General features: G+C 38.1%; 20 protein-coding genes and 1 pseudogene. 19 read left to right on the top strand and 2 right to left on the bottom strand.

Annotation, left to right across the window (positions count from 1 at the left end; genetic code table 11):
* The first annotated feature begins 152 nt into the window (after window positions 1-152).
* The 11 genes from KBP50_RS20765 (at window position 153) to KBP50_RS20715 (ending at window position 9,855) form a co-directional block, all read left to right on the top strand.
* Window positions 153-1,184 (top strand): LacI family DNA-binding transcriptional regulator, encoded by a 1,032-nt coding sequence (locus tag KBP50_RS20765; protein ID WP_050350795.1) that lies wholly within the window; start codon window positions 153-155, stop codon window positions 1,182-1,184.
* Complete coding sequence (gene hxlB, locus KBP50_RS20760) at window positions 1,181-1,738, top strand: 6-phospho-3-hexuloisomerase (protein ID WP_050350796.1); 558 nt, start codon at window positions 1,181-1,183, stop codon at window positions 1,736-1,738. Before KBP50_RS20765 ends, hxlB begins: the two co-directional genes overlap by 4 nt.
* A 19-nt stretch (window positions 1,739-1,757) precedes the next feature.
* A complete protein-coding gene (locus KBP50_RS20755; RefSeq protein ID WP_050350797.1) occupies window positions 1,758-2,387 on the top strand; it encodes a bifunctional 4-hydroxy-2-oxoglutarate aldolase/2-dehydro-3-deoxy-phosphogluconate aldolase in 630 nt (209 codons plus the stop codon).
* Window positions 2,388-2,417: 30 nt separating this feature from the next.
* Window positions 2,418-3,443, top strand: coding sequence for a TRAP transporter substrate-binding protein (locus KBP50_RS20750; protein WP_232231370.1), 1,026 nt, complete (start codon window positions 2,418-2,420; stop codon window positions 3,441-3,443).
* Between the two features lie 15 nt (window positions 3,444-3,458).
* Complete coding sequence (locus KBP50_RS20745) at window positions 3,459-3,944, top strand: TRAP transporter small permease (RefSeq protein ID WP_050350798.1); 486 nt, start codon at window positions 3,459-3,461, stop codon at window positions 3,942-3,944.
* Window positions 3,944-5,218: a TRAP transporter large permease gene (locus tag KBP50_RS20740; protein WP_050350799.1), complete on the top strand. Its 1,275-nt coding sequence runs from the start codon at window positions 3,944-3,946 to the stop codon at window positions 5,216-5,218. Before KBP50_RS20745 ends, KBP50_RS20740 begins: the two co-directional genes overlap by 1 nt.
* 16 nt (window positions 5,219-5,234) lie before the next feature.
* Window positions 5,235-5,918 (top strand): ribose-5-phosphate isomerase RpiA, encoded by a 684-nt coding sequence (rpiA, locus tag KBP50_RS20735; RefSeq protein ID WP_050350800.1) that lies wholly within the window; start codon window positions 5,235-5,237, stop codon window positions 5,916-5,918.
* 4 nt (window positions 5,919-5,922) lie between these two features.
* On the top strand, window positions 5,923-6,900 hold the full coding sequence (locus tag KBP50_RS20730; RefSeq protein WP_328219339.1) for a sugar kinase: 978 nt from the start codon (window positions 5,923-5,925) through the stop codon (window positions 6,898-6,900).
* A gap of 18 nt (window positions 6,901-6,918) precedes the next feature.
* Window positions 6,919-7,536: a 3-hexulose-6-phosphate synthase gene (gene hxlA, locus KBP50_RS20725; RefSeq protein ID WP_050350802.1), complete on the top strand. Its 618-nt coding sequence runs from the start codon at window positions 6,919-6,921 to the stop codon at window positions 7,534-7,536.
* A gap of 445 nt (window positions 7,537-7,981) precedes the next feature.
* Entirely contained in the window at window positions 7,982-9,358 is a 1,377-nt protein-coding gene (locus KBP50_RS20720; protein ID WP_050350803.1) for a DUF2254 domain-containing protein, read from the top strand.
* A 71-nt stretch (window positions 9,359-9,429) separates the two neighbouring features.
* Window positions 9,430-9,855 (top strand): pyridoxamine 5'-phosphate oxidase family protein, encoded by a 426-nt coding sequence (locus tag KBP50_RS20715; RefSeq protein ID WP_050350804.1) that lies wholly within the window; start codon window positions 9,430-9,432, stop codon window positions 9,853-9,855.
* A 164-nt stretch (window positions 9,856-10,019) separates the two neighbouring features.
* On the opposite strand, the gene KBP50_RS20710 is transcribed toward KBP50_RS20715, so the two are convergent.
* Window positions 10,020-10,703, bottom strand: coding sequence for an ABC transporter ATP-binding protein (locus KBP50_RS20710; protein WP_050350805.1), 684 nt, complete (start codon window positions 10,701-10,703; stop codon window positions 10,020-10,022).
* A gap of 3 nt (window positions 10,704-10,706) precedes the next feature.
* Window positions 10,707-11,774, bottom strand: a complete 1,068-nt coding sequence (locus KBP50_RS20705; protein WP_050350806.1) for an ABC transporter permease — start codon at window positions 11,772-11,774, stop codon at window positions 10,707-10,709.
* 190 nt (window positions 11,775-11,964) lie between these two features.
* Between KBP50_RS20705 and KBP50_RS20700 the strand changes: the two are divergent.
* The 8 genes and pseudogenes from KBP50_RS20700 to KBP50_RS20665 all read left to right on the top strand — a co-directional run bounded on the left by KBP50_RS20700 (window position 11,965) and on the right by KBP50_RS20665 (window position 19,660).
* Window positions 11,965-12,345: pseudogene (locus tag KBP50_RS20700) on the top strand (DUF1801 domain-containing protein).
* A 207-nt stretch (window positions 12,346-12,552) separates the two neighbouring features.
* Entirely contained in the window at window positions 12,553-13,263 is a 711-nt protein-coding gene (locus tag KBP50_RS20695; protein WP_050350807.1) for an HAD family hydrolase, read from the top strand.
* Window positions 13,264-13,536: 273 nt separating this feature from the next.
* Window positions 13,537-14,514 carry a ring-cleaving dioxygenase gene (locus KBP50_RS20690; protein ID WP_050350808.1) on the top strand — a complete coding sequence of 326 codons (978 nt, stop codon included), beginning with the start codon at window positions 13,537-13,539 and terminating at the stop codon, window positions 14,512-14,514.
* A 367-nt stretch (window positions 14,515-14,881) separates the two neighbouring features.
* Window positions 14,882-15,661 carry a MurR/RpiR family transcriptional regulator gene (locus KBP50_RS20685; RefSeq protein WP_050350809.1) on the top strand — a complete coding sequence of 260 codons (780 nt, stop codon included), beginning with the start codon at window positions 14,882-14,884 and terminating at the stop codon, window positions 15,659-15,661.
* 301 nt (window positions 15,662-15,962) lie between these two features.
* A complete protein-coding gene (pfkB, locus tag KBP50_RS20680; protein WP_050350810.1) occupies window positions 15,963-16,883 on the top strand; it encodes a 1-phosphofructokinase in 921 nt (306 codons plus the stop codon).
* A 6-nt stretch (window positions 16,884-16,889) separates the two neighbouring features.
* Window positions 16,890-18,299: a PTS fructose transporter subunit IIC gene (locus KBP50_RS20675; RefSeq protein ID WP_050350811.1), complete on the top strand. Its 1,410-nt coding sequence runs from the start codon at window positions 16,890-16,892 to the stop codon at window positions 18,297-18,299.
* Window positions 18,300-18,321: 22 nt separating this feature from the next.
* Window positions 18,322-18,786 carry a PTS sugar transporter subunit IIA gene (locus tag KBP50_RS20670; protein WP_128743311.1) on the top strand — a complete coding sequence of 155 codons (465 nt, stop codon included), beginning with the start codon at window positions 18,322-18,324 and terminating at the stop codon, window positions 18,784-18,786.
* A gap of 1 nt (window position 18,787) precedes the next feature.
* Window positions 18,788-19,660: a class II fructose-bisphosphate aldolase gene (locus KBP50_RS20665; RefSeq protein WP_050350812.1), complete on the top strand. Its 873-nt coding sequence runs from the start codon at window positions 18,788-18,790 to the stop codon at window positions 19,658-19,660.
* The last annotated feature ends 93 nt before the right edge of the window (window positions 19,661-19,753 follow it).

Genomic DNA, 19,753 nt, shown 5'->3' with positions numbered 1-19,753 from the left:
AATGTTTGTTAGTTAATATCTATGAGCCAATTTGAAACTTTATGTCTTTGCTTGTATAAACTGCAACAGGTACTTGAAAATGGCGGAAAATTAATATATAATCTATCTAAACCGGTTTAGTAAACCGGTTTAGATAAGGGAAGAGGAACTTTATGAAAAAAATAACCATTACAGATGTAGCAGCACGCGCGGGAGTTTCTAAAAGCACTGTATCGCAATTTTTGAATAAACGTTTTGATTACATGAGTAAAGAAACGAAAGAACGGGTGGAAGTTGCTATTAATGAATTGGAATATCAGCCTAATATTATTGCCAGGAGCCTAAAGCAGAGGACTACTAGGACAATTGGCGTGATCGTTGCAAATATCTTGCATGATTTCTCAACAAGGGTTATTCGAGCAATTGAAGATTACTGCCATGAGGAAGATTACCATGTAATTGTTTGTAATGCCGACGATGACCCGGTTAAGGAAAAGCGGTATATTGATATGCTTCGGGCTAAGCAAGTTGATGGGATTATTGCATTTCCCACTAGCAAAAACACCGCTTTATATCAGGACTTAATAACAGAGCATTACCCGTTTGTATTTATGGATCGACTCGTTCCGGGAATTGAGACAGATACAGTTTTACTAAATAATCATGAGGCCGCTCAATTAGCTGTGGATCAATTGGTAGCTAATGGATACCGGAAAATTGCTATGCTTGCACCGCCTCTGTATGACCCAATAACCCCCCGCGTCGAGCGAATAGAAGGATATAAAGCTAGCCTTGAAACGCATGATATTTGCCTAAATTCTTCATATGTCATAAGCGCAAGGCTAGAAGAGATGGAAGAACAGATTGAAAAGCTGCTTTCTTTATCTGACCCTCCGGAAGCTATACTTGCTCTAAACGATCGCGTCATGATTCAACTATTACAGTATGTAAAAGATAAGCAAATTCGGATATCAGATGACGTAGCTGTTATAGGTATCGATGATGTGACGTTTGCGTCGCTTTACACACCCGCACTAACAACGATTGCTCAGCCGGCATTTGAAATGGGGAAAAAAGCTGCACAGTTGCTGTTCAACCAATTTCACAATGAAGCAAGCCAAGGAAATAGGCGTGTGTATCGTTTCTCCCCTCAAATAATTATCAGAGAATCTTGTAAACGGAAGGAGAATGGAGCATTACAATGAGAGAGACACTAGATACGATAGCCTTGGAGGTAACCAAGGTAATCCAAGCAATCGACCCAGAGGAGACGGTCGAACTAGCAAAACAATTGAAACGAGCAAATTCCATTTTTGTAGCAGGAACTGGACGATCAGGCTTAATTGGGAAAGCCTTTGCAATCCGAATGATGCATAGTGGTTATTCTGTCTATGTTGTTGGCGAAACGATCACACCTAGTATGGAAGCTGATGACTTATTGTTAATTATATCAGGTTCTGGAAATACGGGCACATTAGCTTATTTTGCAGAAAAAGCAGCTGCAATTGGCGCGTCAATAGCTTTAGTAACGACAAATAAGCAATCGATAATTGCTCAGTATAGTGATTGGATCGTAGAAATTCCCGCTGCAACTAAAAAGCGATTGTCAAAAGAGCCAGCAACTATTCAACCATTGGGAAGTCAATTTGATCAATCAGCTCATTTAGTATTGGATGCTGTCATCGCCCATATTCTTGAGCAAGAGCAGATGCAGAAGTCGAACGAGGTTTTAAAAACAAAACATGCAAATTTAGAATGAAGAATGGAGTGTCGAAACAATGAAACCGATAGATGTTATTAAAGAAACTAAAGTAGTTGCTGTTATCAGAAAAGCTGATGAAAAAAATATTGTACCAATATTAAAGGCGCTATCTGCAGGTGGTGTAAAAGCGGTTGAAATTACTGCCGAAACACCAAATGTTGCTCATATTATTTCTACCGCAAAGGAAGCTATGAAAGAGGAGAGCTGTATTGGTGCAGGTACGGTGCTTGATCCGGAAACCGCTAGAACAGTCATGCTGGCGGGAGCTGATTTTATCGTTTCGCCTTCATTAAATACAGACACGCTCAAGCTCACCAATCGCTACGGGATGCTACATATTCCGGGAGTGTTAACACCAACTGAAATAGTAACTGCTTATGAACATGGAGCAAGTATGGTGAAAATTTTTCCAGCGGCAACAGTCGGGCCTAGTTATATCAAAAATATTTTAGGACCGTTACCACATGTTGAAGCAATGGTTACGGGAGGAATTACATTAGACAATATGAATGATTATTTACAGCATGGGGCAAAAGCAGTAGGAATCGGCAGTAATTTGGTAAACGCCGCTGCTTTAAAGACGGAAGAAGATTATCAGCGATTACAAGAGGAAGCAATTAAATATATAAAAAGAGCAACTGAATAAATTCGTTGCTCTAGAGGGGAGGTTTTAATTGTGAAGATTTATCGATTGATCACCCTGATGTTTATTATGGTAGCGTTTTCTTTTTTGGCGGCATGTACAAAAGATGTTGGATCTATTGAAAGCAGTAAATTAAAAATTATTGCTGCTCACAATCAAACATCCCCAGATACTCCTTATCAAACTGGAATGTTGAAATTTAAAGAAGTTATTGAAGAAAAATCTAATGGAAGTATGGAAGTGGAAGTACATGCTGGAACAATTGGAACTGAAGAAGCAGAGCTAGTTGAGAAATTACAGCTTGGTGCTGCAGATGTAGTACTTGTATCTCCAGGTTTTATGACGCAAACAGGAATTCGGGAAGTAGACTTGTTTTCTGTTCCGTACTTATTTAGAAGCTATGAGCATTGGCTTCAGGTAGTTGATGGTGACGTAGGAAAAGAGATGGCTCAAATTATAAATGACAAATCAAACAATTCTTTTAAACTATTAGGCTATTGGACAGCGGGAGTGAGGCATTTTTATGGAAAAAAACCATTGGAATCCATGGATGATTTACAAGGTATGTCTTTACGAACCCAAACATCAGGTGTGATTGGAGATTTCTGGGAGGCTACAGGTGCTATTCCATCATCTATTTCATGGGGGGAACTTTACCAAGGATTACAACAAGGTGTTGTGGATTCTTCTGAGAACGCTTACCCGTTTTTTGTTCAGCAATCACATCACACAACAGAAAACGGAAAATTTATTACAGAGACAGCGCATGATTATACAACTCGTTTTCTTTTAATTAATGGGGAAAAATTTGCTATGTACTCAAAAGAACAGCAGGACATTATTATGAAGGCAGCTAAAGCTTCAGTTACAGCGGAGAGAGAGGCAACAAACAGGCAAGATAGAGAATATAAGGAAAAGGCAATGAGTGAAGGGGCATTGGTGAATGAAATTAATCGAGAGCCTTTGATTAATTTAGCAAAGCCGATACAGGATGCCTTTGCAGAAGAAATAGGGGCACAAGAAATGTTGCAAGACATAAGAGATTTAGAAAACAAATGATAGGGGGGGATATCATTGAAAAAAAGCATACGATTGCTGGAAAAGACACAAATAATTCTTGGGTTTGCATTTTTAACCGTGTTCTTTTTGGTGATTATGTTACAAATTGTTACTAGATATATGGGAATTTCGGTTATATGGACAGAGGAGGTTGCAAATTATTCATTTATTTGGGCAATATTTATGGGAGCTTCAGTAATGGTTAATCGTCGTGAACATTTTAGTTTTGATTTATTATTAAGAAAATTAAAGGATAAATCTAGGTTGATTCTATGTTTTGTAAATGATTTTTTGTTAATTATATTTAATAGCGTTATTTTTCTTTTAGGGATGCAAGTAGTAGTCGAGTTTTGGAATTACACTTGGGCAACCATACCTGAAATGAAAATGGGATATGTATGGTTAGCTGTTCCAATTATGTCAGGCTCCATGGTGGTCTATTCTATAGCACACCTTGTAAATCACATTCATAGCTGGAAGGCTAAGGAGGTGCTACAATAGTGGGCATATTACTATTAGTTTTATTCATTACTTTGATGGCGATCGGCGTTCCCATTGCCTTTGTCATTGGAATTGTAGCGTTGTTAGGGATTACTGGCATGCCATATACACCAGAAGCAACAGTGCCGATGAAAATGGTAAATGGCTTAGATTCATTTGTATTACTAGCGGTTCCTTTGTTCATCTTAGCTGCAAATTTAATGAATTCGGGCAAAATTTCAGAGAAACTAATCAATCTTGCATTAGCTATTGTTGGTCCAATTCGTGGTGGTTTAGCCCATGCTAATATTCTTGTGTCCATGATGTTTGCTGGTGTGTCGGGAGCATCACAAGCAGACGCTGCAGGAGTTGGAAAAATTCTTATTCCTAGTATGAAAAAACAGGGCTATGATAAAGAGACTGCCGTTGGAGTAACGGCAGCGTCTTCAACTGTAGGGGTTATAATTCCACCAAGTATACCAATGATTATTTTTGCAGGCTTAACAAATGCTTCCATTGGTGCTTTATTTCTAGGAGGAATAATTCCAGGCATACTAATAGGCTTAGGTATGATGGTTTTGGTGTACATTATTGCTATGAAACGAAACTTTCCTAAAGTAGCACGTCCCAAGTGGTCCGAGTTAGGAAAATTGATTCTCGAATCCGTTCCAGCTTTATTAACTCCGTTTATTATCATTGGTGGAATTATTCTTGGCTTTTTTACTGCTACAGAAGCTGCTGCAATTGCTTCTTTATACACGTTTCTAATTAGTATTTTTTTTTATAAAACGTTAAAATTAAAAGATCTACCTAAAATCTTATTCGATACTTTAGCGCTAAGTTCTTTATCATTATTTGCTTTGGCGGCTGCAAGTGCGTTGGGAGAATTAATGAGTTATTATCAATTAGGTACGATAGCACAAGAGTTTTTTACGAATAATGTAAGTGCAAAGTGGCTGTTTATTTTAATTATCATTGCTTTCTTTTTATTTGTTGGAACATTTATGGATGCAATTCCAGCAATGATCCTATTTGTCCCAATTATACTGCCAACAGCTCTTGAATTTGGAATAGATCCAGTACATTTAGGTCTTATAGTAATAATTACACTTGCTATTGGTTTAGCAACCCCTCCATATGGATTAGTATTGTTATTGTCGGCAAAAATCGGCGAGTTGTCGATTGAACGTTCTTTTGTAGCAGTTTTGCCATACTTGTTCATTATTATGGCTATTTTATTATTAATTGCATTTCTACCGAATATAGCACTTTTCATCCCAAATCTATTTAATTAAATGGAGGCTTCTTACAATGAAAAGTAAAGACAAAAGTAAGCAAAAAGCTGCGCAGGCAGCAGTGAATTACATTCGTGATGGAATGACAGTAGGACTTGGTACAGGGTCTACTATGAATTACTTCTTAGAAGAATTGAAACATCATGTACACAGCGGGTTAGAAATTCAAGGTATTCCGACTTCTAAACAGACAGCAGAGATAGCTAAAGAGAATGGAATTCCACTAACTGATTTTTCTCAGACAACAAAAATTGACATTGCCATTGATGGTGCAGATGAAGTGGATACTAATCTTCAATTAATTAAAGGAGGTGGCGGTTCTCTAGTTCGCGAAAAAATTGTCGCACAAGCAGCGGATAAGCTGATAATCATTGTCGATGCTTCAAAAAGAGTTGCGCAATTAGGGAATTTTCCTCTCCCTGTTGAAGTGATTCCATTTGGTTGGCAAAAAACCGCAGCATATTTAGAGACGTTTGGCTGTAAACCTGTTTTACGAATGGCGGACAAGCATCCGTTCATTTCTGATAATGGGAATTATATTTTAGATTGTGCTTTTGAAACAATAAATGAACCTGAGCGATTGCACCAGCAGCTAAAACAATTGGTCGGGGTTGTTGAGACAGGACTATTTATCAATATGGCGGATATGATTATATCGGCTAGAAATGAAGTGGTTGAAAAGATGACTAGCACACACTAGGAAAATGCAACTAGATACGGAGGAGCAGATAATGCTAGATATTATAACAATAGGTGAAGCAATGATTGTGTTTAACCCAGGTTCTGCAGGTCCCCTTCAGTTTGTGAACACATTTGAAAAAAGAGTAGGCGGAGCCGAACTTAATTTGGCTATTGGCTGTTCGCGCTTAGGTATGAAGGCAGGATATATCAGCAGATTAGGTAACGATGAATTTGGACGTTATATACGACATTTTATTCGTGGTGAGGGTATTGAGACGTCACAGCTTCACCTCGTTGACGGATATCCAACCTCTTTAAACTTTAAAGAGAGGATGGAGGATGGCAGTACACGTACATTTTATTATCGCGATAAATCACCAATGGCCACTCTATCAACCTCCGATTTGGATGAAAACTATTTTAAACAAGCAAAAATACTACATCTGACAGGGGTGTACCCAGCTATTGGTGACCACCATATTACCGTAATGGAAAGAGCCATAGAACTGGCAAAAAAGCATGATGTCAAGATTTCGTTTGACCCTAATATTCGCTTGCGGATGTGGACAAAGGAAAAGGCACGCTCTGTTTTGGAGAAAATCTTGCCAAAGGTAGATATACTATTAGCTGGTGATGAGGAAATGAATATCATTATTGGTGAAAAAGAGCCAAGAGCGATTATCCATAAAGCAAAGGATTTAGGTATTTCTTTTGTAGCGGTAAAACAAGGTGATCGAGGATCTGTTGGGTATTACCAAGGGAAAATAGTGGAAGCAAAACCTGTGAAAGCTATAAAAGTTGTTGATACAGTCGGTGCAGGTGATGGTTTTAATGCTGGCGTACTCTATGGGCTGTCCCAGAACTGGGAATTAACCAAAATTCTGCATGTGGCAAATACCATCGGTTCCATGGTTATTAGTGTTGTTGGGGATAATGAAGGTTTGCCATACTATGAGGAAGTGCAGCAAAAACTTGGGGAAGTAGAACGGATCGAACGATAGACAAGGAGGGGGAAGACAATAAAATTACAATTAGCTTTAGATAGGTTAACAAAGGAAGAGTGTCTTCAAGTTCTTGCTCATACGCATCAAATGGTAGATATTATTGAAATAGGAACAGGAATTATTAAAGAGTACGGCATGTCTTTGGTTCGAAAGATTCGAGATTTATATCCGCATAATATATTACTTATAGATATGAAGACTTGCGATGCAGGAAAGCATGAGGCAAAGCAGGCATTTGCTGCTGGTGCAGATATAACGACAGCAATGGGTTTTTCGTCAAACCAAACGATTATAGATATGTTGGAAGTTGCTAAGAAGGAAAACAAACAAGTTCTAGTGGATTTATTAGGTATAAATTCAGATAAACGAATGAATGAATTACAGGATTTAGGCGTAAATTTAGTTGGTTTACATGTTGGAAAAGATGAGCAAAAAGAAACCTCTTTTAGCACGGAATTGTTTTCCCTAGTGAAGGGTTTGGAGTTTAATGTTGCTGTAGCAGGAGGGATTAATTTAACAATGGTACCAGAGATTAAAAAATATCAACCAGACATTATCATTGTTGGTAGTGCTATAACAAAAGCAGAAAATCCTGATAAAACAGCAAAATTATTCAAATCGATACTACAATAGTGAACCATCAGTGGGGGCTTATTCATCCCCCACTGATGGTTAGTACCGTAATGGTATGACCTAAGGCCGCTTGCGAAATAGGGAATCTAGGTGTTGGCAGACTTGTTGCGGTATGATTCTCCATTTCTTGAAGTGTGAGTCTTACAGCACCTTATATGCGGGATAAATAAACACAAATTGATTAGTAGCAACTAAGGCTACATCATAGATTATAGAGAGGTACTGAGGTACGCATTTGTCTGTTAGTTTCAGTCGTATGCGTACCTTTTTTTCCTGCGCTTTTACTTGTTAGCTTATACCAAATTACATAGCAAAAGTGTAACTTGTAAAAAAACGGGGTAGTAACACAAATATAGTAAAAAAGGATGTATGATAAAATATTTTGTTCTACTATAAGAAAGCATTCGCGATAAACCAAGTTTTTCTAAGGTAGGGGTGTATTTGTATGCTAGTAAAATGGTTGCCACCATCAATAAGTAAGTATTTAAAAATGTCCAAAACAGAAAGAAAATATGAGCTCCGCCTCACATTATGGCGAACGCCACTGTTGTATATTATTTGTACATTTTTTCTTGTGGCGATTACGGTTTATCTTGATGTGGGGGTAGGGATAGCACAATATACATATGACGGCTTTCAAGCCACATTTGAAACGACTAGATCATTAATTAGTGCATTGATTGGCGGCGTATTAACACTTAGTGCATTTACATTAAACTCCTTACTCGTTGTGCTAACGACATTTAGTGGACAGTTTTCACCAAGAATGCTGCAAAACTTTGTAAAAGATAAGCAGACACAACATATACTAGGGATTTTTAACGGTAGCTTTGTTTACGTACTAATTATGTTTTTAGCAATCAGCAGTAATCCAGTTAAATATTATGTAGCTGTTCCATTTGCTACGGTTGGGATTGCTTTTTTTGCTGCAGTGACGTTTATTTATTTTATTAATCATGCCACTACGTGGATGCAAGTGCATAATATTACCGATACAATGAAGCGTGTAACGGAAGAGATGCTCGAAGGAGATTTTACCAAAGATTTGCAACGGTTGAGAACGGAAAAACCAGGAGAGCTATATAGAGAATGGAAAGCAAAAAAACAAATTGTTACATCACCTATATCCGGATATGTACAGCTTATTTTATTTAAGGATTTGCTGCAAAAAGCAAAAGAAGATGACATTATTGTTGAAATGGAAGTGCGTCCAGGCAGTTATGTATTACAGGGCAATCAATTATTTACGTATTGGGGCCCTGGTGCTCCCAAAGTTAATGAAAAAGACTATTTGCATTTGATTCGTATGGGGCATAAGGAGACAGAAATTCAAGACTTGAAATTTGGACTAAATAAACTGGCGGAAATCGCCATTAAGGCGATTGGAAATGATGATCCAAAAACAGCTGCCAACACCATCTACCAAGTAGCGGATTTGTTATTAACTCTGGAGAACAAAGCAACCTTCTCCCCATATCTTGTGGATGAGGAAAACCAGGTGCGCTTAATACTAGGTGTAGATGACTTCGAATTTCATCTCTATCAAGGACTAGGATTAATTAGACATTATGCACAAAAGAATTATCCGATCATAACAAACATCATTGAAGCATTAACAAGACTGGCAGGGGCAGTAGATAAGAGAAATCATACCGTTATATGGGATTTTGCGACTAATACCATCGACCATATCTATACGGAGTTTATTTTTGATTTGGATCGAAAATTATTACTACGACATTTACAAGAGCTTGCGGTTATTACGGGTAATGAAGCGAGCTATGAGTATATTGAGCGGCACTTAAAAGAAGATACGCAGTAAGTTGAGGTGTTTAAGATGAATAGAGAAAGGAATAATAATGATAAAGCATATTTGAGGAAGGAGTGTTCAAAGTGAATCAAGAACATTTACGAGCACAAATTGAGCAGATTTTGGAGGATGATCTTGTTGGACCAATGGCGACAGTGAAAGGAAGTATGCCACATTCTCGGTATATGACATTTTACCATGATGATTTAATGCTATATACACTAACTAGTAAGCAAACCGATAAAGTGACCGATATTGAACAAAATCCGTATACACATATCATTCTCGGCTATGAAGGAGAAGGATTTGGGGACGCTTTTGTGGAATATGAAGGCAAGGTAAAAGTAAACGATTCTCCTGAGCTAAAGAAACAACTATGGAGTGCCCACGCAAAAATGTATTTTGAAGGACCGGATGATCCCGATTTAACTGTGTTGGAAATACAACCATTGCATGTTCGATTGATGAATAAAAAAGGGGAGGATTCCCCACAGGAATTAGAGCTCTAGCAGTAAGATGAAAATATTTTCTCATCCGGTTTAAAATATCGGTTATAAGCTATCAGTTTGCGTATTCCGTTAAAATATTGGCGAGATTCTAACCCATGTTATCAGCCAGCTTCTGACTATTGTCAATGGAAGCTGGCTAGTTTAAGTTTTCAGTGATGCTAATTTCATTGTGCTGTTTCTGTTTGTAAAGAGAGCCTCCCATCGGTGATGTTATACACTTTATTGCAATAGTCAATCAGCCGCGTATCATGGGTGACGACAATGGTAGTTTTGTTACTGTTTGTAGTTATTTCCTGCAGCATCTCCATGACTTCAAATGCCCGATCAGAATCGAGCGAAGCGGTTGGCTCATCGGCAAGGATAATACTTGGGTTTGTATATAGCGCTTTGGCAATTGCTACACGTTGCTTTTCTCCCCCTGATAAATCAGATGGAAAACTGTTTAATAGCTTATGAATGCCTAACGTTTGATATAGTTCCTGCAGTTTTTCAGCAGGTAAATTATCTTTTTTTACCTTATCTAACAGTTTCATTTGCTGATTTACATTTAAAAATGGAACTAAATTGGATGCCTGTAAGACAAAGCCGATTTCTTTCAAGCGGATTACCGACCGCTGTTTCTCGTTTAATTCGGTAATATCTGTACCATTGATAAACACATGGCCATTCGTAGGGGGTTGTAAGCCCCCAGCAATTGTTAAAAAGGTGCTTTTACCTGATCCAGACGGTCCAATGACAGCAATTAACTCTCCTTTATGAGCGGAAAAATTCGTTGACTTCAGAGCTTCTACTTTTGTATGCCCGGAACCAAAAACTTTATGAACCTGTTTCATTTCAAGAACTGACATCCTTTAACCCCCAATCGCTTTCAGTGGATCAATTTTTACAATCGTTTGAATGGAGAATAGTGCTCCTAATATAGACACGAAGACAAGCACAACGCCATAGATAAGTAAATCTAAATACTTAAAAACAATTGGAACGACATCTGGCAAAAAGGCTCCTGTAACCATCGTTAACAGAAATCCGAGAATCACCCCAGCAAATGCTAGTAAAAAGGTTTGTGCAATTACCGATCCTGCTAAGTATTTACTGGATATTCCTTGCGCTTTCATGACGCCAAAGATACTTATTTTTTGAATGGTAAGCACATATAAGAAAATAGCCAATACCACTGCTGAGATAACAAATAAGAAATAAATCATAAATGTTAACGTTAAATTTTGTTCAGAGTAGCCGGGGAGATTTTCAATAAATGTGGTAGTATCCACGACTTGCAGTTCTTTTTTTACATTTACATTGGCCAAGTCATCAGTACGAATGACAAATGCATTTATTTGATCTTTGTATGCTTCTGCAGCTTCCCCGTAACGAACGTTGTGTAATGTTTGTAAATCGGTATAAAGCACAGGAGCTGCGATAAATTTTGCGTTATCAGTAAAGCCAACGATGGTCAATGTTTCTTCCGTTGAAGATAGTCGAAGTTCATCGCCAATTTTAAAGCCATCCTCTTTTAGGGAATCACCTGCGACGACTTCATTAGCGTGTTGAAACGCTTCACCTTCCGTAACGTTGGGCATAATAAATTCATCAGCGTCAATACCGAAGATCGTTACATTTGATTTATTGTTCCCTGAAGTTGCAATCGAGCTAATCTGGGCTAAACTTGCAAATTCAACTGCTCCTTCACCATCATAGTCATCGAGCGATAAACTGGATTGAGGAAGATTGAAATCTGATTCCTCTGTTAAAATGACCCCTTGGGCTTTCCATTTATCAACTGCCGCTTTGTTCATGTTTTCCAATCCATTTGCTAAACCAGATAATAAGAAAACGAGATAGGATACGAGCATTAATACACCAACAATTAGAGTGAAGCGTAATTTATTATTTTTTATCTCATTCCAAGCTAAAAACATTGTTTCTCCCCTCCCGGCAAAATGTTCCGCATACATAAATTATATCCCTAATAATTGTATAAGAATCCTTTCATGAAGCAAAGCAGATGGACTTATGTATAATAAAAAGGCTGGAAGATGGTGATTCTAAGTAGAAGAAGAATTATTTATTAATTACAGCCAACTAGGTGGGGAAAATAGGACGAACGAGATGTACGAGTTAAAAACCAAAGAGAATGATGGCGTTGTGATCGAATTTATTGAGTAAGTAGAAAATCCACTGAAGCAAGAGGCTGCGTATTGACTGTTGGATATTTTTACCGAAACAACTGGGTATCATATGATCGGCTTTGAATCGTATCATTATAAATATCCTGGTGGGTATAGAGGGAATGCGATGCTAACTGGATTTTCTCCAAGAAAAACTCGTTTCAGCTTATATTTTTCCACGGGAGATGAAGAACGACCCGCCCTGCTAGAAAAGTTAGGCAAACATAAAAGTGGCAAAGCTTGTGTTTATGTTAATCAGCTTGCGGATATTGAGATCAAAGTACTAAAGCAATTAACCTGGCAATATGTATCCTTAAACTAAGTATCTGGCGGATTGAAACGTAGGCAGCTCGCAGCAAAATCACAAGAGCGAAGTTTTTTGCTAGCTTGTAAAATGATGTCGTCTCGAGTTTTAGGGTAGACGTCATAGAAACTATAAACATGACCATATTTTTCTATGCTTCATTTGACAAACCTTAATAATTTGATACGCTTTTCACAAGTATTCATATGAGAGTTGGGGAGAAAAATGACTATCATTGCCTTTGATTTAGATGATACCTTATACGACAGAACCTTGCCATTACAGAAGACGTTTCAAGAATTTACAGCTACAAAGCAATTCAAATTTAGTCAACTCTATCCTGTTTATCAAAAATATAGTGATATCGGATTTGAACAGGTTGCGAGAAAGCAAAGCTCGTTAGAACAATCCCATGTATTTCGTATTCGCGAGACATTACGTGAATTTAATATTGGCATTGATAAGCAGGAAGCTTTATTGTTTCAAACGATGTATAAAAACAATCAGGAAGAAATATCATTAAGGCCGCATATAGCGGAAATATTGCGGTATTTGCAACAAAGAGGTATTCAATTACTAATTATTACCAATGGGCCTTCCCTTCATCAACGGAAAAAAGTGAGAACTCTAGGTTTAGACGCATATTTCACTGATAAGGAGATCATTGTTTCTGAAGAGGAAGGTACTGCAAAGCCGGACCGGAAAATTTTTAACCGAGCGGAGGAAAGATTTCAATTCTCTAAACAGGACGCTTGGTATATAGGCGATAACTATCCTATCGATATGGTTGGTGCCCATCAAGCAGGCTGGAGCGCGGTTTGGCTGAATTTGCTGAATTTAACGAAGCAAACGCCAGCAAATGATTCTAATATAGCAACAAAAACAGTGTATTCCACAGAAGAATTAAAGCATTACTTATTCCATCTTTTGCCTTAACGCTACTAGATGAAAATTTTCATGCTAATCTTCGTTATAACTAACCTTTTTGGCTCAAGCAAATAATAATTTCATTACTCCTTATTCTAGGCTTTTTTGCTATAAGGGGTTTTTTCGTACATGAATAGATAGAGCAAAGTCACAAGCGAATACCTAAAGCATGTAAAAAGGCTGAGGCTAACATTTTCAGTGGACTTAATAGGTTTATTATGGTATGTTTATTATGAATTAAAAATACTTTAATTCATAATAAATGATGGAGGAGGATGTTACATGGAAGGATTAAAAGGAATTCATCATGTAACGGCGATTACAAGCAGTGCAGAGAAGAACTATGAATTTTTCACGTATGTACTTGGCATGCGTTTAGTTAAAAAGACAGTCAATCAAGACGATATTCAAACATACCATTTATTCTTTGCTGATGATAAAGGCAATCCAGGGACAGATATGACTTTTTTTGATTTTCCTCGTATTCCAAAAGGCTCACATGGAACGAATGAAATTTATAAGACGTCTTTTCGTGTCCCTTCAGATGAAGCACTTACGTATTGGGTCGATCGGTTTGAGCGTTTGCAAGTGAACCATACCGGTATTCAAGAACAGTTTGGCAAGAAAACGTTAGCATTTGTAGATTTTGATGATCAACAATATCAGCTGATTTCTGATGAGCGTAACGAGGGAGTCGAGGCAGGGATACCATGGCAAAAAGGTCCGATCCCATTAACGTATGCGATTACCGGCTTAGGTCCCGTTTTTATTCGCATTGCCGACTTCACTTCTTTTAAAGAAGTGTTGGAAAAAGTAATGCAGTTTAAGTATATGCAAGAAGAAAACGGTCTGCATTTATTTGAAGTAGGCAAAGGGGGGAATGGCGCCCAAGTTATTGTTGAGCCCAATAATACAATGCCAAATGCACGGCAAGGTTACGGAACGGTACATCATGTAGCTTTCCGTGTAGATGATCGTTCGGTGTTAGACAAGTGGACGACGCGCATGGAAAACTTTGGATTGGCTACTTCTGGCTATGTGAATCGGCATTTCTTCGAGTCGCTTTACTCTAGAGTCGCCCCGCAAATCCTATTTGAATTTGCCACGGACGGTCCTGGATTTATGGGTGATGAGCCGTATGAAACATTAGGAGAGAAGCTATCTTTACCACCATTTTTAGAATCGAAGCGGGAGCAAATCGAACAAATGGTGCGCCCAATTGACACAATAAGAAGCACCATTACATTTACGAAAGAATAGTATTTACGCGTTTTGCCATGGGGGGATTGAGGAGGCTATCTGATCCACGTAGTTGCCTGTCTTTTTAGTCATGGTATTCATAGATGTTTAGAATGATGTATAAATATTAGGGTGCTTTGAAAAAAATTTCTACTCACTTGAGCTACAAGAATACTTTCCTTGACTAGAGAAGTTCAGATTACTACTATATCCTTAAGCTATTGGAATTTTTTAAAGAAAATGAGCCTCATCTTTATTTTTTAAAGGAAGGTGAGGGAAGCTATTATTTAAAAGGATCTAGCATAATATGAATAGGTTGTAAAACACGGTAAGCATAACTTTTTACGTTTTGACACCCCTATTAATTATCCTATAATTGGAGGTTATCATGGACAAACCTTTATTCAATATTCCCCATCAAACATATTCCATGCTTAGTCAAAGTGAGCGCTATTTACTTGAGTTTATCCATGAGCATATGGATGAAATAGCTGATATGTCCATTGTCACTCTTAGTGAGCGAGCCAATGTTTCTACAGCTACAATCGTAAGGTTAATGAAAAAAATGGGATATAACGGTTATACCTCATTTAAATATCGGTTGAAGCAAGATGAAAAAATGTTAGACGAGAATGATTCATTAACAGATATTGATGACGATATTAAACAGGTAATCAAGAAAAACGAAGAAGAAGTATTGCGAACAATTCAATTGCAAAGCATTGGGCAGATTGAGGATGTCGTACAAAAAATATACAACGCGAAGCGAGTTTATATTTTTAGCCGCGGCTTTTCTGAGATGATTGCGAAGGAAATGATGATTAAGCTGCAAGCATTAGATAAAATTTGTGAGACGCATGAGGATCCAAATATTATTCGCGTGAAATCACGTAAAGTAACGAAACATGATATAGCCATTTTTGTTTCTTTAAATGGAGAAACTGCCGAACTTGTAGAGGCTTGTCAAAATTTAAATATTCGTCAAGTAACAACAATTACTTTAACAACTAAAGTAGATTCGTCATTAAGTCGCTTATCCGACATGACATTATTAGGCTATAAAACGGAGCATTCACTGTTTCCTGAATATGAAGTCCGCTCTCGTTTATCCCTAAATGTGATTGCGCGGATATTGCTCGACTCGTATGTCATACGAACAGGGAAATAAATGTGATTCATAAAATGAACAGTCACTTATAGAGAATAAGCATCTTTTTTGGAAGATAGCTTTTCTCGGTAAGTGGCTTTTTTATTGTAAGCACCCATTTGAATGAAATTTAGATATTACGTATATTCTAGCCCTAACTTCTCCATGAGGGGGTTATGCTGTTTTTCCTCCTACTCTACAATGATTTTTTATTTCTCTCACCATGTTTTTATTCGCTGTGCCCCGGTTTACATAAACTGAAAACATTTACATAAAAAACTGTGCAATACTTAAATTAACAACAAAGAAAGAAGGTGAGGCTGTGATCTATACATGCACGATGAATACAGCGATCGATTTATACGTTGCAATGGAAGCGTTACAACCAAATACAGTTAACCGAACGTACGATGAGGATTACCAGCCAAACGGAAAAGGCGTCAATGTGTCTGTAATGTTGAAAAAGATGGGGATACCAAATACGGCATTAGGATTTATTGGTGGATTCACAGGACAATTTATTAAAGAAGAATTAGAGAAGCTGGGGATTGCAACAGATTTTATTGAAGTAGAAGGCAATACACGTATTAATGTCTTTATTAATGCGAATGAAGAATATAAAATCGTCAACCGGGGACCGGTCATTCATCAACAGGCTGTAAATCAGCTGTTGGCTAAAATAAAGAAAATTCCGACTAAAAGCACACTTATTGTATCGGGAAGTCTACCAAGGGGAGTGGAGGATCAGATTTTAGTTTCAATTGCCAAAATATGCAATGAAAATGATTTGAAATTGATCCTTGATGCCAGCTCTCCAGCTGTTTTAGAGACGCTTGCTTATAGGCCATACCTTTTAAAGCCAAATGAAGAGGAATTAGCACAGCTATTTGGAGAAGAAGTATCTTTATCTGAAGAACAAATGATAGCATATGGCAAGGAATTAATTCAACGAGGTGCAAGACATGTCATTATTTCCAGAGGAGAAGCAGGAGCATTATATATCGATAAGCAGAAGATTATGAAAGCGAGCTCTCCGAAAGGAAAAGTTGTCAACACAGCATGTGCTGGTGATGCATTACTGGCTTCGTATATTGCCCAAACCCTTAGCAGCGCTTCTATAGATGAGGCATTAGTATATGCGGTAGCGACAGGTGCATCGACCGCTTTTTCAAAAGGATTAAGTGATTTAAGAGATATTCCAGATTTAATTAAAGACGTTGATATTCAACATTTAAGGAGGTAAATCAGCATGACCAAGAAGAAAATTGTTGCTGCTACAGGTTGCCCAACTGGAATTGCACATACGTTTATGGCTGCCGAAGCGTTGCAAAAAGCAGCCGAGAAGTTGAATGTAGAAATAAAAGTGGAAACACATGGACAAGTGGGAATTGAAAATGCATTAACACCCGAAGAAATTAAAGCAGCAGATGGTGTTATTATTGCTGCTGATAAGGATGTACAGGCAGACCGTTTTCACGGCAAGCCGGTAGTAGATGTTCCCGTTTCAAAAGGGATTAAAGATCCTGAGGGACTAATTGAGCAAATTTTACAAGGCAAGGCTTCTATTTACTACGCATCTGGTTATGAAGGAACTGATGAAGGAGAGATAGTTCAAGATGGAGCACCAGAAGGAAATAGCCGTAAATGGGTTCACACCATTTATAAACATTTAATGAACGGAGTTTCTCACATGCTCCCATTCGTCGTTGGCGGTGGGGTGCTCATTGCGATATCGTTTTTATTCGGAATTTATTCTGCAGATCCAAAGCATGAGCAATACAATGAATTCGCTGCCTTATTGAAAGAAGTTGGCGACTTAGGTTTTAGCCTAATGGTACCTATTTTAGCGGCATTTATTGCCGAGTCCATTGCGAAACGACCTGGTATGGTTGTTGGATTTATTGGTGGTTTATTAGCGAGTCAAGGCGGCGCCGGATTTTTAGGAGGAATTTTAGCGGGATTTATTGCTGGTTATATTATTATCCTTTTGCAAAAGCTATTAAAAGGTTTACCACGTTCCTTAGATGGACTAAAATCGATCTTTTTGTACCCTGTGCTAGGAATCTTTTTAATCGGTATCATTATGAAACCAATTATTATCCCAGTTACCGGATTAAATGAAGGATTGATGGACTTTTTAGCATCTGTTCAATCAACGAATCCACTATTACTTGGTTTAATTGTTGGAGCGATGTGCGGATTTGATATGGGTGGACCATTTAACAAGGCAGCGTATGTTACTGGCACATTGTTACTTGCTGAAGGTAACTTATATTTCATGGCGGGTGTTTCCGCAGCTTGTATTGCACCTCCATTAATTATTGCCTTTGCTACGGTATTGTTTCCAAAATACTTTACTAAAGAAGAACGTAACGCTGGTGCGGTGAACTTTATTTTAGGGTCTACTCACATTACAGAAGGAGCGATACCATTTGCTGCGAAGAATCCGATTGTTGTGTTGCCAATTATTATGCTCGGTTCTAGTATAGCGGCGATGCTAACGTATTTGTTTAAAGTCCAAGTTCCAGCACCACACGGAGGATTTCTCGTTCTGCCTGTTGTAACAGGAGCATTTCAATGGGTAATAGCCATTCTTATTGGTTCCATGGTAGGAGCATTGCTTTATGGTATGTATCGCAAAAAAGCAGCCCAGAAATAAATGAAGGAAGGATGATGGAAAAATGAAACAAATAATCCAACCAGCATGTATTCAGCTACAAGCAACAGCAACCTCACAGCAAGGAGTGTTTCAGGCGATTGCGGATATCGCAGTTGCCAATGGCATTGCACAATCAGCAGAAGCAATTGTAGCTGGACTGAAAGCACGTGAGAAAGAAAGCACAACTGGTTTTCAGGAAGGATTTGCAATCCCACATACGCAAGTGGGTGAAGTCAACCAACCAGCAATTATTATTGTGCGGACAGAGACGGGGATCGAATGGGAATCATTTGATGGCAAGCCTGCATTTTTCTTTCTATCTCTGCTCATTCCGAAGTCAGAAGCGGGAACAACGCATTTACAAGCATTATCCGCTTTATCACGAGCATTAATGAATGAAGAAATAAGACAATCCATGCTAACAGCAACAACACCAACAGAACTTGCTAATATCGTTAGTCAAGCTATCTCAGGAGAGGACGATTAATATGCCACTTATATCAACGACACCAATGCTAGAACAAGCTAAAAACGAAAATTATGGAATTGTAGCGTTTAATGTACATTCATTTGACAGTATTTATTGGGTATTAGAAGCAGCGGCAGAAATGAAATCACCGGTTATTTTACAAACGACCGTTGGCACGGTGAAATCACTTGGGGCAGAAAATATTGTAAAAGTAGCAACAGCAGCTGCGGATTACTATCGTGTTCCAACGGGTCTTCATCTAGATCACTGTACAGATTATGAAGTTATTAAACAAGCTGTTCGAGCTGGATACACATCCGTTATGATTGATGCTTCCAGACATGCATTTGCAGAAAATGTACGACAAACGAAGCAAGTCATGGAACTAACGGCTAACTTAGGAGTTAATGTAGAAGCCGAATTAGGAAAAGTAGGTGGGGTAGAGGAAGAGATTGTTGTCTCCGAAAAAGACGCTCAAAAAGCAGTGCCTGAAGAATGTAAAGAATTTGTTGCTTTAACAGGTGTACCTACACTTGCCCCAGCGATAGGCACAGCTCATGGTATTTATAAAGGTGAACCTGATATTGACTTTACCCGTATTGAACAAATTAGTAAAATGCTAGATATTCCACTTGTATTACATGGGGGTTCGGCTGTACCAGAGGAAGATGTGCGTAAATGTGTAGCGTTAGGTATGGCAAAAGTAAATGTTTCAACAGAGCTAAAAAATGCTTATTCCATTGCAATTAGAGAGCATTTTACGCAACAACCTGATAGTCTCGATCCACGCGCTTATTTACAAACAGCGAAAGAAGCTGCCAAAGCTATGGTTATCTCTAAAATAAAGATGGTAGGCAGTGAAGGAAAAGTTGCAGCTACACCAATAAAATAAACGCTGCTTGTGCTAGAAAATAAGTTTCTAGTCTGATGCTTAACCTTTGCAGCTCTTATTTATTAAATTTTTACCGAATGGTCTTTCCTAAGC

The organism is Virgibacillus pantothenticus (assembly GCF_018075365.1).
Lineage (GTDB): Bacteria > Bacillota > Bacilli > Bacillales > Amphibacillaceae > Virgibacillus > Virgibacillus pantothenticus.
The sequence above is the reverse complement of the archived record's forward strand: the minus strand, read 5'-3'. Positions and strand labels throughout refer to the sequence as shown.

What these genes read in the sequence shown, in the direction of transcription:
- KBP50_RS20685 (WP_050350809.1), top strand. Translation starts at nt 14,882, where the DNA reads ATGGACAAACCTTTATTCAATATTCCCCATCAAACATATTCCATGCTT.
- KBP50_RS20675 (WP_050350811.1), top strand. Translation starts at nt 16,890, where the DNA reads ATGACCAAGAAGAAAATTGTTGCTGCTACAGGTTGCCCAACTGGAATT.
- KBP50_RS20765 (WP_050350795.1), top strand. Translation starts at nt 153, where the DNA reads ATGAAAAAAATAACCATTACAGATGTAGCAGCACGCGCGGGAGTTTCT.
- hxlB (WP_050350796.1), top strand. Translation starts at nt 1,181, where the DNA reads ATGAGAGAGACACTAGATACGATAGCCTTGGAGGTAACCAAGGTAATC.
- KBP50_RS20730 (WP_328219339.1), top strand. Translation starts at nt 5,923, where the DNA reads ATGCAACTAGATACGGAGGAGCAGATAATGCTAGATATTATAACAATA.
- KBP50_RS20710 (WP_050350805.1), bottom strand. Translation starts at nt 10,703, where the DNA reads ATGTCAGTTCTTGAAATGAAACAGGTTCATAAAGTTTTTGGTTCCGGG.
- KBP50_RS20720 (WP_050350803.1), top strand. Translation starts at nt 7,982, where the DNA reads ATGCTAGTAAAATGGTTGCCACCATCAATAAGTAAGTATTTAAAAATG.
- KBP50_RS20665 (WP_050350812.1), top strand. Translation starts at nt 18,788, where the DNA reads ATGCCACTTATATCAACGACACCAATGCTAGAACAAGCTAAAAACGAA.
- KBP50_RS20670 (WP_128743311.1), top strand. Translation starts at nt 18,322, where the DNA reads ATGAAACAAATAATCCAACCAGCATGTATTCAGCTACAAGCAACAGCA.
- KBP50_RS20705 (WP_050350806.1), bottom strand. Translation starts at nt 11,774, where the DNA reads ATGTTTTTAGCTTGGAATGAGATAAAAAATAATAAATTACGCTTCACT.
- KBP50_RS20695 (WP_050350807.1), top strand. Translation starts at nt 12,553, where the DNA reads ATGACTATCATTGCCTTTGATTTAGATGATACCTTATACGACAGAACC.
- rpiA (WP_050350800.1), top strand. Translation starts at nt 5,235, where the DNA reads ATGAAAAGTAAAGACAAAAGTAAGCAAAAAGCTGCGCAGGCAGCAGTG.
- KBP50_RS20690 (WP_050350808.1), top strand. Translation starts at nt 13,537, where the DNA reads ATGGAAGGATTAAAAGGAATTCATCATGTAACGGCGATTACAAGCAGT.
- KBP50_RS20755 (WP_050350797.1), top strand. Translation starts at nt 1,758, where the DNA reads ATGAAACCGATAGATGTTATTAAAGAAACTAAAGTAGTTGCTGTTATC.